This window comes from Colwellia sp. KU-HH00111, assembly GCF_040362745.1.
Classification (GTDB): Bacteria; Pseudomonadota; Gammaproteobacteria; order Enterobacterales; family Alteromonadaceae; genus Colwellia.
Window position 1 is genome coordinate 201,382 of sequence record NZ_BAABWO010000003.1, and the last position, 13,552, is coordinate 214,933.

Consider the following 13,552-nt stretch of genomic DNA (forward strand, 5'->3'; position numbering starts at 1 on the left):
ACACTGAGTTAATTTAAAAATAAGAATTAGTTATAGAGCAAAAAGAGCACACTTTGCTTTTAGTCAAAGCCATCTTAGTTTTCATGGTGCTCTAAACTTTTTTGAATTAATGGAAGTCAGTTACCTAAAAATAGGCACACTGATCCCTATTAAGCGAATATTGGAGGGCGATACGGGTTAGATTGAGGTTGCGATATAAAGTTTTGAATTAAGCTTTTATTAGCCTTCGAAATTACAGGTAGAAAACCTGATATATTAATATCTTGAACTAATGAAGAGTTTGCCTGCCCTGTATAATCTGGCATACAATCACAATCTATACAGTGGCAATTATCCATTGTTTTTGAGTCATGATTAGCATGATTACTTTCAGATTTTTCTTGGTGCCCACCATCATGATGATCATGGATATTAACAGTATTGTTTAGAGATGTTAGTGCATTAGAAGTTATGGCCATTTCAGAACACAAATGAATAGCTGTAGCAAATACTTGTCCATTTACAGACAAATATATCAAAATATAAAATAGCCAATTCAAACGTTGCCCCATGGACAGTTTTATCCTCACTAGTATGTTACTTCACTATAAACTTATAGCATATTTATTCTGGTAATATTGATTGAAATCAAGCATTCAAACAATCCCTTAAAATAATTATGGTTACTCTCATTCATCATCCAATTAACCATGTGGTGCAGGTACAGACCAGAGAATTACAAATACGAGAGAAGCAGCTATGAACGCGCTCCCAATGATTTTTAGCCATACTCTCCCTGTTTTATTCTGGTATTTAAGCAATAGCATTATTGTAATTAGCGTCTGGACTAAGTAATAAAGAGCAAATCCTTTAGAAGCGAAGTTAATTATTTCAAAAACATTCGAAGTCCAGACCAAAATAATTGCTAAAATGACCACTAACATGTATCCCATATTAGTTGAAATTTTAGACTTGAGAAGCTCTCTAACTAGACCTCCACCACCGATTGTATCGGCTAGTGCAGCACTTAGTTGGCTTGCTGTTGCAGCAATTAAAAGCAGAATAGGTAAGACCCAAACAGCTTTGCCTAATGTATGGCTAATCGTAGTTTCATTTAATTCAACAATAGGAAATTCTAGAAATATTGGACAGGTTAACCCTATAAAAATGACATACAGTACAATTGCGATCCCTTGTGAATATTTGACTGCCTTTATACGTTGAGTTGCTGAATATTCTGCCCCCATAAAACGAGTTGTTTCGAACCCTTGTGTAACCATCAGCATACCAGCTAGCATGCTAATTATTTCAAATTCACTTAGACTCTGAGTAGCTGAATGTTCAAACCAAGCCTTACCTGTCGATATGTCATAAGTAAACAAAGCAACCAATACACCAACTATAATAGAAAGTTTGATGGTCACAGCATAAAGCTCTATAGCTTCTAAACCTTTCGCACCTCTAATCCAAGCTACAGCCATTATCGAAAGTAATACCGCTGTTGTGGCAACCCTTACAATATACAAATTTTCAATACCAAGGCGGTCAAAAACAAATGCAGAAAACAGACTGATATAAAAAGCGACAGATATTGCATATGCCCCTCCAAGAAACCATTGACCAACCTGTTCTAGCTTTGCAATAGATCCATTAGGGTTTTCAACTAAATATTGCTCAGCATGAAGTATGTTGAAGCGAATAATAGCTCCCAAAGCTAATGAAAACAGTGATAAAACTACAATTCCAGCTAATGCCCACTTTCCCATAGTGGCATGCAGTAGTGGTGCAACAATTAAAAATCCACTGCCAATGATTGAGGCTAAGGGAGTTACGGTCGCCCTCCATTGTTGCGAAAAGCGAAATCGTTTATTAAACAAAACTATAACTACAACTAATGAAAAGAAAATTGCAATACCGTTATGCAACATACTTCATACTCCTAAGATTAATGATGTTTATACCAGCCAGCTTTTTTAATGTCATTCCAAGAGGTATTTTGGTGACAAGCAAAACATTCTTCTACAGGTGCTTTGTGCTCCCCTGCAACCTTTGCAGATATCTTTTTAAAATGTTTCATATAGTGGCTAGGTGGTGCCTCATGGCATTGATTACAGTCGTTTGACTTGTTTGATGGGTGAACAAAGGAAGATAGAGACCACTGTTCAGTGTTATGACATTGAACACAATCATCTGAAAACAACCCAAAATGCCTATCATCGTTAGCATGACAAGTAGCACAATTAAGCAACGCTTCTTTTGTACTAACATGCGAATTAATAAGAAGCGGATCCACTTTTCGATTATCCGTTAACATTTCTTTAAAAAGTTTTTGCACTGCCGTACCTTGATCAAACGGGGTATTATCTTCAGGTAACATACGTAAACCTATATCAGAGAGTGCCTCATGGTCCATTGTAGATATGCGTGCTGCTTTTCCTTGATGTTCCATATGACATGAATTACATTCGGCTATATCGACATGAAACACAGTAGGCTGACGCTGGATTATTTGAGTATCATTGGCATGGCAAACAACGCAATTTTCACGCGTAACCCCCGTTATTGGCGTATGGCAACTTTGACAATCATCTTCTAAAAAGGAATGGGCTTCACTTAAATCTCCAGGGATAACGGTCATTTCCCAATTTACATCGGGTAACTCACTCGAATGGTAATAGTGACTTACCAACGCAGCTATAATCACTGCTATAATTCCACCAAAAATATATTTGATCATAACCACCTCAAGCCAAAATAAATTTCAGCAGTTATATGAAAAATTATGAGCACATATAAGATCATGGAAATAGATATATGAAATTTTAACCACCGTTTGAACCAAAGCTTCGCTGTATCATGAATACGAATGCTATATTCAATATCTGATATTGCATCGACCAATCGCAAAATTCTTCTCTCATTGCTAGTTCGACCTAAGCCAAGACTAGATGAAAAGAGTGATGGAGAGTGTGAGTTTAAATCACTTGGAATAGCGTTAATATGTTTCGAACAAAATCGTTCATGCAGTTCAATTTGTTCATCTTTTAATTCATTTTTTAATTCTTCTTTTAGTTTTTTCTTATCTTTTAATTTTGACGATATTAAGCTAAGTATATATCGTCCAATGAAACCACTAATCGCAACTAGTATCATTAAGAGCACCAATAAAATACCAAGTAAACTATCAAAACGGTGAGCGCTATGTAGTAATCCTATGATTGGTCCTATCACTCCAGCATAGATATGCCAAACCAATAGTGTTGACATAGAAACCTTCTTGGTCACCCAGCTTTTTATTGATTTATTTCTCTTGATCACTAGGTAAATCAAAGGAAAAAACAACAAAAAGGCGGCTATTATTCCGAGCATGCTTCCACTAAAACTGCCTGGAAAACGTGGTGAACTATGCCAAACAAATCCCCCCCATAACACGATCATCAGTAACACTAAACTGGCGACAATTGTCCGTTCTTGATTTGCCATCACTTTATACCTCTACCTTTACAGGGGTTTTGGGTATTGATTGACAAGCTAATACGTAACCATTTTCTTTATCATCATCCTCTAGGCCATCATCAACATCCATTTCTACTTGCCCTTCGAGTAACTTGACTTTACATGAGCCACAGCTTCCTGCTCTGCAAGAGCTATCAATATCAACATCTAAATTTTCCGCAACATCAAGAATGCTTTCTCCTTCGGCTGCTTTTGCATGTTTATTTGACTGAGTAAAGGACACTTCAAAACCATTATTAATTGCCTTATCTTTGATATTGGTATTTTTATCTAAATTCCTCTTGATAGGACTTTGTTGTTTATTTTCTTTCTTCACAGGGGTACTACCACCAAAAGCTTCAATTTTCACTCTTTCAGGCATCATACCTAACTCAATAAGCATGTTTTTCATAGCATCCATCATCGGTGGAGGCCCACAGATGTGAGCAGTTTTTTCCGATAGCTCTGGAACAAAGTCGTTTACCAATTGAGAAGTAAATCTACCTTGAGGTCCCATCCAAGCAGTTCCTTCAACTCGTGTCATGCTTACTAAGACATGTAAGTTTTTATGACGAGATTGTAAATACCTTAATTCTCGTTCGAAAATAAAGTCATTTGATGTTCTCGCACAAAAAAGAAAATAGATATTTCCTTTCCAACATGTAGAGGTTAAGTATCTGACAGCACTCATCATGGGGGTAATCCCAACGCCACCAGATACTAAGACAATGTTCTCTTCATTATTTCCGTTGAAGTAGAACTTACCATTAGGTGCTTTTATTTCAAGCGCATCTCCTATGTAAACGTTATCGTGCATGAAGCGAGAGACTAAGCCTTGCTCCTCTCTCTTTATTGTTACTTCAAAATAATCTCTCTGAGTGGGTGACGAGGCAATGGTATAAGAGCGTTTTATTACTTTAGGCTGATTAGGGATATTGAGAGAAAAAGTAACAAACTGACCTGGCTCATAATTGAATGGCAGAGGTTCCCCAGCTAAAGATGCCAATCTAATTGTTTTTACATCATGTGTTTCATTAAATATTCCGATGACATATACAGTACCTTTGAAAACGCCCTTTTTCTTTGAAGCGAAATTTGTAGATTCATTACTAGTAACCAATGCTCCATTCAACTCACTAGACTTATCAAACGTGGGGCTATTGTTTATATTTTCAGAAACTTCTTTCTTATTTTCATTGTCTATCACTTGCGGCTCCTTGACTGGAGCTACCTTTAATTCTTCTAACAGCGCAGATGCTCTTTTCATTTTAAAGGCGTATACCCAAATAAAAACAAACGCAAATAAAAACAAAATAGTCATAACACCAAAGTGAAGTATGCTTATTCCGAATATATTTGATTGCTCGCTTTTAGGCACTGTTGGTAATAGGTTCATTTGACTTTTAAACCATTGAAGAGCCACTCGTCTTGGTTCCTGCCCTTCTGCTATCGCCCTTTTGGTAGCTAAACCACTATTGTATTGACTTAAACCTTGCTCTATTTTTTCTATAGAAGATTGCATTTCAGAATAGTTTTGCTGACCATCGGCATTAGCTAACGACATAAAGCCGTCTACCATTATTTGATTACCTTTTTGCATTCTATTTATGGCTTTTTGAAGTACTTCATCGGCCAAGTGAGGAGGAAGTTTCGATAGACGCATTAATGTAGGGTAGAGATCTTTAGGCTTAGGTGCTCCCATTTGCTCCATCATTCCGTTCATCTTTTTACCCATTCCTGGGCCTTTAGACATAACAGAGGTTTGTGTTTGGCCAACACTATCAACAGATAAGTTACTCACACCGTCATTATTAGCTACGACAATATTTTTTTGAGTTGGTGAAACCGATGCAATTTGTGAATTCTTTGGGTGGTGACTCGCATGTTCATCTTTCCCTTGCTGGGCAAATGATACTAAGCAATAGAAATATAAAGTAACCCAAAGTGATAAAGTAATAACTGTTTTATTAAAAAAGAAATTCATTATAGACCTATCCCTTACTATCAAATTCTTTTGATATATTTATTTTTTTAATAAGTTCCACTTGTTGCGGCAATAAAACGTCTACAGATTGACCTACCATCTCGATAAATGATAATCGTAGTGCTGAATTGACAGATTCTATTTCTGAAAGAGTATCTCTAACCTCATTTAAATTAGGCATTCCTGAAGCGGTCTCTTTCCACAAACGCTTTTCGAGTTGTTCACGCAGAGTAACTTTTTCTCGTTGGGTAATTCCCCATTGCTGCTTTATGTTAAACAAGTGTTCAACCTGCCCTGAAGTCAGTTCAAGTTCAGATACATAATCTAAAAAAAAGTCGGTTTCACCAAGGTGATATAGGTGTGGTGCATCTTGATAGCCGGGTAAAACATCAGTCTTGGTAGATAACGAGCCTTGTTTTTCTGGTAAAGGTTTGGTCCCCATCATTGATTTGTTTTTCATCATCATTTTACACATTCTGCCCATACAGTTTTTTTTCTTGGTCATCATACCCATTTTATTTCGCCCCATTTTTTGGTTCAGGCTACTAGAGGTATCACCCTGATTATCTCCGATTGTTTCAAGATCATTTGAAGTGCTTAATTTGACGTTTTCTCTGCTAGGCAAAGTTTGCAAATTATTATTCATTTGCTGTAGTGACTTTTGAATGCTGGTAAAGTTTTTATCTTGATAACTCTTTGATTGATTATCTACCGTTGGCTCTGCTGCACTTATGCATGAAGGCAACAAGGGAATGAAGACAATTCCAATGTAGTTATATATTTTATATTTAGTAAATTTCATTTGTTGTACTCCATTAGTGCTAGATTCATAACTGTTTTATTTAAATGATTTTAAAGAAAAACAACCTATTCAGGCATGTGCATAATTTTTTCCAGCTCTTCCATATCGATCAATTTATTTTCGGGTAAATCTATATAACGTGTTGAATAATATAAGCATGTTCCATTTACTTCTTTCCTCAATAATTCTTCCCTTTCAGATGAGTCAATTTTCCTTTTGAGCAACAGAATAAAGTCATCTCCAAATAGCCTAAATACAAGGTGGTTCTCTTCAAATTTTTGAAGAGAATTTACAATTTCTATAAGCTTCTCATCACCCTTATTCCAGCTATGTTCTGAGTTATATTTCGAAAAATTATGCACTCTAATTAGCAAAACATGCCGATATTTTTTTAATTCTTGTTTTTGTTTTGACAATAAAAGCTCTAAGTACCTTTGATTGTATGCATGTGTCACATTATCTTTATAGAAATATGAGAAACGTTCATGCTGTAAATCCGACTCTGGTAGCTGAGAAATCTTGCGATCGGTATCTACTTTAGATAAGACATTAATCGCAGACTGAACAATTACAGGGTTAAATTGCTGCCCACTTAATTTAGAAATTTCTTGAATTGCTTCTTGTACAGATTTTCTACCTTTATAAATTCTATCTGTGGTCATGGCATCAAAGCCATCGGCAACCGTAAGAATTTGAGATAAGAAAGGAATCTCGGCTCCTTTTAAACCTTGGGGATAGCCAGAGCCATCATAATATTCATGATGATGTCGAACTATTTCTGCTAAATCTTTATAGATAGATACTTTAGAGAGAATCTCATAACTGGTTGTTACATGGTTTTTAATAATTTTATATTCTAAATCACTCAACTTCCCCGGCTTTAATAAAATAGAGTCTGGCGTAGATATTTTACCTATGTCATGTAGCATCGATGCTCTGTAAAGTAGCTCTTTTTTAATACTCGAAACATTTAGCTCTTCAGCAAGTAACATCGCATATTTTGCAACTCTTCGGGTGTGACCAGCGGTATAGCTATCTCGTTTCTCTATTATATCGACTAAATTAAAAACGCTTTCTTCATAATTTCTTAGTTTTTTACTTACTGCACTACTGGTTTTTTTATAGCCGTAAATGATTGCAGCTATACCTAATACCCAAATTATTCCTATGCTTCGAATCATACTCCATGCGTGTAAATACGCTTCTGAAAGGTATCGACTCATATTCACCGAAACAAAAACACCTCCAAAGTAACCACCCTTTTTCTCAAGTCCTACTAGACTGCAAATTTGACAGTCTTGATCTACAGCTCTTGGCTCTACAGCTCTTAAAAATGAGCTTTGACCTTTCTCATCAATAAAATAAGTTGTCTCGTTTCTATCGATTAAGACACCGAGTAGTTTTTTTTGCCATTCATCTAAAAAAGTATTTTGGTTACTAACATTTGAATTTTCTTGTACAAAGACTAGAGAAACTTTTGGTTTCTCTATACCAAGTTCAATAGATACGACGCCACTATTAGATTCAAGTCCTTTTAAATCAAATTGTCTTGATAAGCTCATATCGTTAATTTGGTAGTCACTTATTAATAGTTTTATCGTCGCATCAATGTGTTCAATTGCAGAAAAAGCATCATCTTTAGCATTTTTAACCGCACTTTTTTTTGATGATATGATTAAGTTTACAGTTAGCGTTGTAACAATAATTGTCCAGATCACCACAACGGTAAGTGCAACTTTCTTTAACGGTTTCATTTTAATAATCATGCTGCATCATCCAGTTCCAATAGCATCATGCAACCAAAGATAATGAATATTTGTGGACGCAAACAATTCCGTCATATGAACTAACAACTAGTAAAAATTCATCTTCATATATAACCTCTCCTGCTTCATAAAGATGAACGCACTCCACGGCTTCTATATGTTTGGCATTCCAAAAGAGGTTATTTAATCTAAGAATTAAACCCAAAAAACCAAAACTGCGAAGCTTGCTGTTAATGTCTAATGTTGGTTGCTTCCAATCTAGTATCCGCTCTCCTATATCTATTCGTGGAAAATATGAATAATCAGTTTGAGGCTTAGCATTTTTATAATGACATTCGACATCCGAAAGAAAGGTCTTTATCAAATTGACAGCTTCAATATGCATTTTGACCATTACAGTTGTGATGGATTCATTTGTTTGAATGGGGACATCAGACTGAAGAATCACGTCTCCACCATCTACCACATTCGTTAACTTATGAATTGATACACCTGAATGTTCTGGATACTTTAATAAGTACGGTAATGGAGTTGGCCCCCTGCCTTTTGGCAACCTTGATGGGTGTATGTTAATCGCATACTTAACACCTGTTTCAGGTAATATATGCAGATACTCAGCTACTATGAACATTTCTACACCCATAGAAATCAAATGTTCAAGCTCTTCACTCATAGGCTTATTTTTGAATAAGGGAATTTGATGTGTTTCGCACAATTTTGATATAGCCGAAGACGTAAAATCGGGCGAGTTAATGTAAACTCTTTCAATTTCAAAGCCGTCCTTAATTAAATATTTTAAGCACGAAGAAAACATATTATTGCCAAAGTAAACTATTCTCATAATCCGAACCTCAACTCAAAAAAAGAGGTGTGATAATTATCAATAGGACCTAAAGTGACGTTAAACTCGTAAAAATCTGAGTACTTTTTCTTCTCTATTTTTTTCACTTCAAAGTCCTATTCAATTCATTTAAAGGCTTAAGCTAACCAGTCATCATGCCTTGTAGTTTTAAACAATTATCACTTATTATCTCTACTAGAGGAGTGGGTATGCACAACCTTCCAGTTACCATTTACTTTGCGAAATAAGAATGTTTGAAATCCTTTTTTGTCGAATGTTTTGCCACTTTTATTCACTTTGCCCTTTATACGCGTGTCAGCAATTGCCCACGCAAAAGATTTATCCTCGCCCTCAAAGTGAACTTCTATTTCACTAAAACTCAATTTTAAGTATTCCAAAGCATCCTTTTCAGGCTCTACGTGATGCTCGACTAGCGAATCTAACCCTGCATTTTGTCCTCCTCCTTCGATATAACGTGCCCCCTCAAAATCTAAAAAGTTACGTCGAAACGGCAATCCATCACCATTTTCCCAGCCATACTTGATGCTTTTAATCACATCAACAATCGCCTTTTTGTCTTTATTACTATGATCTCTATCATCATGAGCCACAGCCGATATACTGATGATAAGTGCAATAAAAGTTGCAATAAATTTTCTCATTTTTAACCTCTGAATTATTATGTTTAAATTAATGGGACCAATGGATATGAGCTATTTTCCATTTCCCATCTTTTTTCAAAAGAACCATACTTTCCATGCCTTCACTGTTCACTTCTTTTCCTTTAAACTCTCCAGTCAACTTTGTTCTAGACATAGAAAAAGCTGTCTGTCCTACCTCTCTTACTTCATGTTCAAGTATTTTTACTTCAAGTTGAGCCAAATATTTCATGTCAGCCAGCATGTGGTGGTTTGCATAATCATCGGCTGAGCGTTCAACTCTACCTCCTTCATAAATGATGACATTATCAGCTAAAAATCCGCGTGCTTTACTCTTATCGTTGGCCTGTATAGCTTGATGAAATTGCATAACAACCTTACCTGCACTACTTGTTAGCACAGGCAATTCATCACGTTTATTCGCACTATTTCCTTCGCTTGTATGAGCGGTTACAACATTGCTCATGGTTAAGAACATTAACGAAACTGTGGTTAGCATTATCGAAATATTTTTCATTTTGTTTCTGTCTTTCCTCATTAGTCTATGGCTGTTAGTACTTGATATTGCTCAGGCGTTAAAGTCGGTAACCGCTTAATAAAAGCAACCATGGCCCATATTCTTTCATCACTGTGAGTTTTACCCCAAGCTGGCATCCCTGAAGCTTTTATGCCATGTTTAATCACCCAAAAATTCTTCCTTGCAAGCTCTTCATCAGTACCGTGTTGATGAGTTTCATGCGAAATACTTAAATTAGGTGGTTGAGGATACAGCCCAATGCTCATATCACTTTCTTCTAATCCAGGTTTTAGATGACAGCTTGAGCACATATATTCATAATCTGCTCCTCCCATTAACAACAACTCAGGACTTTCCAAATCAGGTACTTTGATATGTTGAGCCGATTTCTTTATGGATGCCTCCCTAGTTTCTTCAAGAAGCCAATAAACAATGTCACTGTGAGGTTCATCTGCGGCTACATTCACTATCCCTGAATACATGACAGTGGCTGCACTAGCTCCTCCCAATAGCAATAATATCAATAGAATTTTAAGAGCTTTCATAACAATTCCTTACTTTAAAAGTCACTTAATACGAGCTTCAATTAAGTGACTTTTAATATTTAATTAATGGTTCTGGTGATCATCACTATTAGCTTATTAATTTTCCTTTTTTTCCATTTTACTGTGATCCATTCCTTTCATTTTACTGTGATCCATTCCTTTCATTTTACTGTGATCCATTTCTTTCATTTTGCTGTGATCCATTTTCTCCATTGAAGATTTTGATTGCTTCATACACTTTTTCATCATTGCAACTGCAACAGGGTCTTTCATATCCATCTTGCTATGATCCATTTTGCTACAATCAGCTTTTTCTGCTTTTTTTGCATGCATTTTCGGATCATGAGCGGATGCATTCATTGATAAAGTAATTGCTGGTACTAATATCAAAGCGATTTTGCCTACAGTTTTAATAAAGTTAGTTTTCATGGTTTTCTCCTACGTTAGTGATTAAGGTTAATTTATATAAATTCATCGAATGCAATATTAGTTGCATCAACATTCTTAGTTTTCAAAAGATTTATCGTTGCCGACATCATATTCGGTGGGCCGCATAGATAAAATTCAACACCATCAATTTGACAAATCTTGTTAATATTTGATGTGAGTAAATCTTGAACATACCCCTTTGCTCCTGACCAGTTCTTATGCGGCCTAGACAAAACAGGGTAGTAAAAAAAATTTGGATATTTTCTAGAAAGCCTGTAAAGCTCATCTTTATATAACAAGTCCTCCTCAGTTCTAGCACCATAGAAAAAATAGATACCTCTAGTTTCCTTTCTTTCTTTTTGGTAGAAGCACAATTGCTCTTCAATCAATGATTTCAATGGTGCCATTCCAGAGCCTGCTCCGATAAGCATCATTGTTTTATTACTTGAAGGTTTAGCGTGAAAATCTTCAAATGGACCAGCCGCTTCTATTGTTTGCCCTAGCCCCAAATTGCATATGTAGCTAGAACCTACACCGGGATATATACTTTTATTTGGAGCATTTTGAATTTTGACGGTAAACTTTAACTCGTTAGTACCAGCTTCAATCTGCCCATCACCATTAGCTAGAGAATAGCTTCGACTACAAGCTTGATGCTCATACTCAAAATACTCAATATCACGCCAATGGTATTTGAAAGCGTCAGGAAGACGCGCTGGTATAGATATTCCTTTAGCTGGTGGTATATAGAAACGAAGATGAGCACCTGCTTTGAATTTTAATTTCTCACCACCAAGCACTTTAAAACGCAACTCTTTTATATAGGGACTAATAAACTCACTATGCGTTAATTCAAGAAGGTATTTTTTGGCTTTAGTAACGTCAATTAATGTTAGCCTCTTTGTTTCTGTTGCATCATGTTGACAAGCCAATCTGTAACCTTGTTGCAATTGTTCCTTTGTTAAAAGTACATGCTCTGCTGAAGTGACTTTAACACTGCTATCAAGACGTACTTTACATTGGCCACAAGTCCCGCCACCGCCACAGGTTGATGACAAAGCAATATCATGATCAATTAAACCGTCAAGTAAGTTGGTATTAGTAGCTAAATCGAATTCCCCGATAAGCTCCAGATCTTTATCAAATAGCGCCAAAGTTCGACTTTTGTTGCCAAAGCGAACTTTGTATTGACCATTAAAGAGCAGCTCAATAGTCCAAATAAAGCCAGTTAAGGAAAAGAAAAGCGTGAAAAGAGAAAATAAAATGATTTGAACATTATTGAAGCTTCCTTCAGTGCCATAATCCATAAAGTGAAGCATAAAGAAAATATCAACAAACCGTTTATCATCATTACTGTGTTTAATTATTCGACCAGAACCAGCATCAATATAAACGCTAGTTTGAATATAATCAGCATAGTTAACTTGCCACACTTCATTTTGCTCACGAGGTATATCTTCATATGGAGGTGATAATTTAACTGCATTTTTAATCACACCTTTACCATTGTAGGAAGACTGAGCCAGTTTTCTAACCATAGTTTCATCAATAACGACTGGCTCAGCGGTGTACGCATCAACCAAAGAGTAGTCATTGTCAAAATGGCTATATAAACCTTTATTATGAGTTAACAAATAGTAAGGGTGCTCTAATAGTGATATTTGTTTTAACGATACGACTTGTTTTGATTGAGATAAGACAAGCTGTGGTTCAACTAACCTATTAATATCAACTTGGGCAACAACGGGAGTTTGTTTATATTGATTTCCTGAAGCCTTTTGATGATCCATCAAATTAAAATATAAGCCTGTTCCTAACCATACTAGTAGTTGTAGGCCAACCAACAAGGATAGCCACTTATGTAGCTTTTTAAGGAGTAACATTATCTAGCTACTCCCATACTTTTATCTAATGTATTTTTTGCTCTGTTTTTGAAAATAACAAAGTAACTCAATACACCACCAGTAATTGCCGCAAAAATAGAAAAAAGTGTGAACCAAAAAAGTAGTTTATTACTTGGATCTTCTTCTTCGTAATCCATGACATGCAAACTAAACATCAAATCAAAGATTCGCCAAAATTCATGTCGCTTACTGACAAGCTTTCCTGTTTGAGCTGAAACATATATCGACGGACTGCCAAAATCATCAAAGTTAACCCGCCAAGCAGGTAATGCTCGACGGCTTAATTCAAACGGTGGATTATCTGTAATTAGTTCAGACTCAAGGACCGCACCATCACCACTGTAATAGTGTTTTGCAGCGCTAATAGCTACGACTTTGTTTAAGGGAGAAATCTTCTCCCCATTACTAGCATTTACAACATATTTTTCGTCATGCTCTGTAAAACGATAAACGGCTTGCTCTATAAAAACTTCAACGGCAATGTTTTTTGCGTCAGGATATTGCTTAGCTAATGCAGATAATGGGTAAGTAATTTCATCCACATTAACTTTAGCTTGGTGATTAACCACCAAACTATCACCATGGATATAGTCAATATCAAAAATAACCATATAGGCACCTGATATCGACC

At 36.0% G+C, this 13,552-nt stretch carries 14 protein-coding genes; all 14 read right to left on the reverse strand.

The annotated features are described in order from the left end of the window. Positions 1 to 149: 149 nt before the first annotated feature. Positions 150 to 539, reverse strand: a complete 390-nt coding sequence (locus ABXG98_RS08030) for a hypothetical protein (RefSeq protein WP_353538164.1) — start codon at positions 537 to 539, stop codon at positions 150 to 152. 144 nt (positions 540 to 683) lie between these two features. Beyond that, the gene (locus ABXG98_RS08035; protein ID WP_353538165.1) at positions 684 to 1,907 is read right to left on the reverse strand and encodes an Aq_097 family APC-type transporter; all 1,224 of its coding nucleotides are present in this window, start codon (positions 1,905 to 1,907) and stop codon (positions 684 to 686) included. Positions 1,908 to 1,924: 17 nt separating this feature from the next. Beyond that, positions 1,925 to 2,716 (reverse strand): cytochrome c3 family protein, encoded by a 792-nt coding sequence (locus ABXG98_RS08040; RefSeq protein ID WP_353538166.1) that lies wholly within the window; start codon positions 2,714 to 2,716, stop codon positions 1,925 to 1,927. Next, the gene (locus ABXG98_RS08045) at positions 2,713 to 3,462 is read right to left on the reverse strand and encodes a hypothetical protein (protein ID WP_353538167.1); all 750 of its coding nucleotides are present in this window, start codon (positions 3,460 to 3,462) and stop codon (positions 2,713 to 2,715) included. The genes ABXG98_RS08040 and ABXG98_RS08045 overlap by 4 nt, the downstream gene beginning before the upstream one ends. A gap of 4 nt (positions 3,463 to 3,466) precedes the next feature. Beyond that, positions 3,467 to 5,458, reverse strand: coding sequence for a 2Fe-2S iron-sulfur cluster-binding protein (locus ABXG98_RS08050; RefSeq protein ID WP_343816050.1), 1,992 nt, complete (start codon positions 5,456 to 5,458; stop codon positions 3,467 to 3,469). 7 nt (positions 5,459 to 5,465) lie between these two features. Further along, complete coding sequence (locus tag ABXG98_RS08055) at positions 5,466 to 6,260, reverse strand: hypothetical protein (protein WP_353538168.1); 795 nt, start codon at positions 6,258 to 6,260, stop codon at positions 5,466 to 5,468. A gap of 65 nt (positions 6,261 to 6,325) precedes the next feature. Further along, positions 6,326 to 8,026: an HD domain-containing phosphohydrolase gene (locus ABXG98_RS08060; RefSeq protein ID WP_353538169.1), complete on the reverse strand. Its 1,701-nt coding sequence runs from the start codon at positions 8,024 to 8,026 to the stop codon at positions 6,326 to 6,328. A 25-nt stretch (positions 8,027 to 8,051) separates the two neighbouring features. Continuing rightward, positions 8,052 to 8,867, reverse strand: coding sequence for a formyltransferase family protein (locus ABXG98_RS08065; RefSeq protein WP_077283641.1), 816 nt, complete (start codon positions 8,865 to 8,867; stop codon positions 8,052 to 8,054). A gap of 179 nt (positions 8,868 to 9,046) precedes the next feature. Then, positions 9,047 to 9,529: a YybH family protein gene (locus ABXG98_RS08070; protein ID WP_077283643.1), complete on the reverse strand. Its 483-nt coding sequence runs from the start codon at positions 9,527 to 9,529 to the stop codon at positions 9,047 to 9,049. A 28-nt stretch (positions 9,530 to 9,557) separates the two neighbouring features. After that, positions 9,558 to 10,043: a YybH family protein gene (locus ABXG98_RS08075; RefSeq protein ID WP_077284507.1), complete on the reverse strand. Its 486-nt coding sequence runs from the start codon at positions 10,041 to 10,043 to the stop codon at positions 9,558 to 9,560. Positions 10,044 to 10,063: 20 nt separating this feature from the next. Then, positions 10,064 to 10,588, reverse strand: a complete 525-nt coding sequence (locus ABXG98_RS08080; RefSeq protein ID WP_008113900.1) for a c-type cytochrome — start codon at positions 10,586 to 10,588, stop codon at positions 10,064 to 10,066. A 96-nt stretch (positions 10,589 to 10,684) separates the two neighbouring features. Continuing rightward, a complete protein-coding gene (locus tag ABXG98_RS08085; protein WP_077283645.1) occupies positions 10,685 to 11,017 on the reverse strand; it encodes a hypothetical protein in 333 nt (110 codons plus the stop codon). 32 nt (positions 11,018 to 11,049) lie between these two features. Continuing rightward, positions 11,050 to 12,900, reverse strand: a complete 1,851-nt coding sequence (locus ABXG98_RS08090; RefSeq protein WP_077283647.1) for a 2Fe-2S iron-sulfur cluster-binding protein — start codon at positions 12,898 to 12,900, stop codon at positions 11,050 to 11,052. Then, on the reverse strand, positions 12,900 to 13,532 hold the full coding sequence (locus tag ABXG98_RS08095; protein WP_328589001.1) for a PepSY-associated transmembrane domain-containing protein: 633 nt from the start codon (positions 13,530 to 13,532) through the stop codon (positions 12,900 to 12,902). The genes ABXG98_RS08090 and ABXG98_RS08095 overlap by 1 nt, the downstream gene beginning before the upstream one ends. Positions 13,533 to 13,552 lie beyond the last annotated feature (20 nt).

Coding starts and splice junctions, on each gene's coding strand:
- ABXG98_RS08040 (WP_353538166.1), bottom strand. CDS start 2,716: ATGATCAAATATATTTTTGGTGGAATTATAGCAGTGATTATAGCTGCG.
- ABXG98_RS08090 (WP_077283647.1), bottom strand. CDS start 12,900: ATGTTACTCCTTAAAAAGCTACATAAGTGGCTATCCTTGTTGGTTGGC.
- ABXG98_RS08035 (WP_353538165.1), bottom strand. CDS start 1,907: ATGTTGCATAACGGTATTGCAATTTTCTTTTCATTAGTTGTAGTTATA.
- ABXG98_RS08085 (WP_077283645.1), bottom strand. CDS start 11,017: ATGAAAACTAACTTTATTAAAACTGTAGGCAAAATCGCTTTGATATTA.
- ABXG98_RS08070 (WP_077283643.1), bottom strand. CDS start 9,529: ATGAGAAAATTTATTGCAACTTTTATTGCACTTATCATCAGTATATCG.
- ABXG98_RS08075 (WP_077284507.1), bottom strand. CDS start 10,043: ATGAAAAATATTTCGATAATGCTAACCACAGTTTCGTTAATGTTCTTA.
- ABXG98_RS08065 (WP_077283641.1), bottom strand. CDS start 8,867: ATGAGAATAGTTTACTTTGGCAATAATATGTTTTCTTCGTGCTTAAAA.
- ABXG98_RS08050 (WP_343816050.1), bottom strand. CDS start 5,458: ATGAATTTCTTTTTTAATAAAACAGTTATTACTTTATCACTTTGGGTT.
- ABXG98_RS08080 (WP_008113900.1), bottom strand. CDS start 10,588: ATGAAAGCTCTTAAAATTCTATTGATATTATTGCTATTGGGAGGAGCT.
- ABXG98_RS08055 (WP_353538168.1), bottom strand. CDS start 6,260: ATGAAATTTACTAAATATAAAATATATAACTACATTGGAATTGTCTTC.
- ABXG98_RS08095 (WP_328589001.1), bottom strand. CDS start 13,532: ATGGTTATTTTTGATATTGACTATATCCATGGTGATAGTTTGGTGGTT.
- ABXG98_RS08060 (WP_353538169.1), bottom strand. CDS start 8,026: ATGATTATTAAAATGAAACCGTTAAAGAAAGTTGCACTTACCGTTGTG.
- ABXG98_RS08045 (WP_353538167.1), bottom strand. CDS start 3,462: ATGGCAAATCAAGAACGGACAATTGTCGCCAGTTTAGTGTTACTGATG.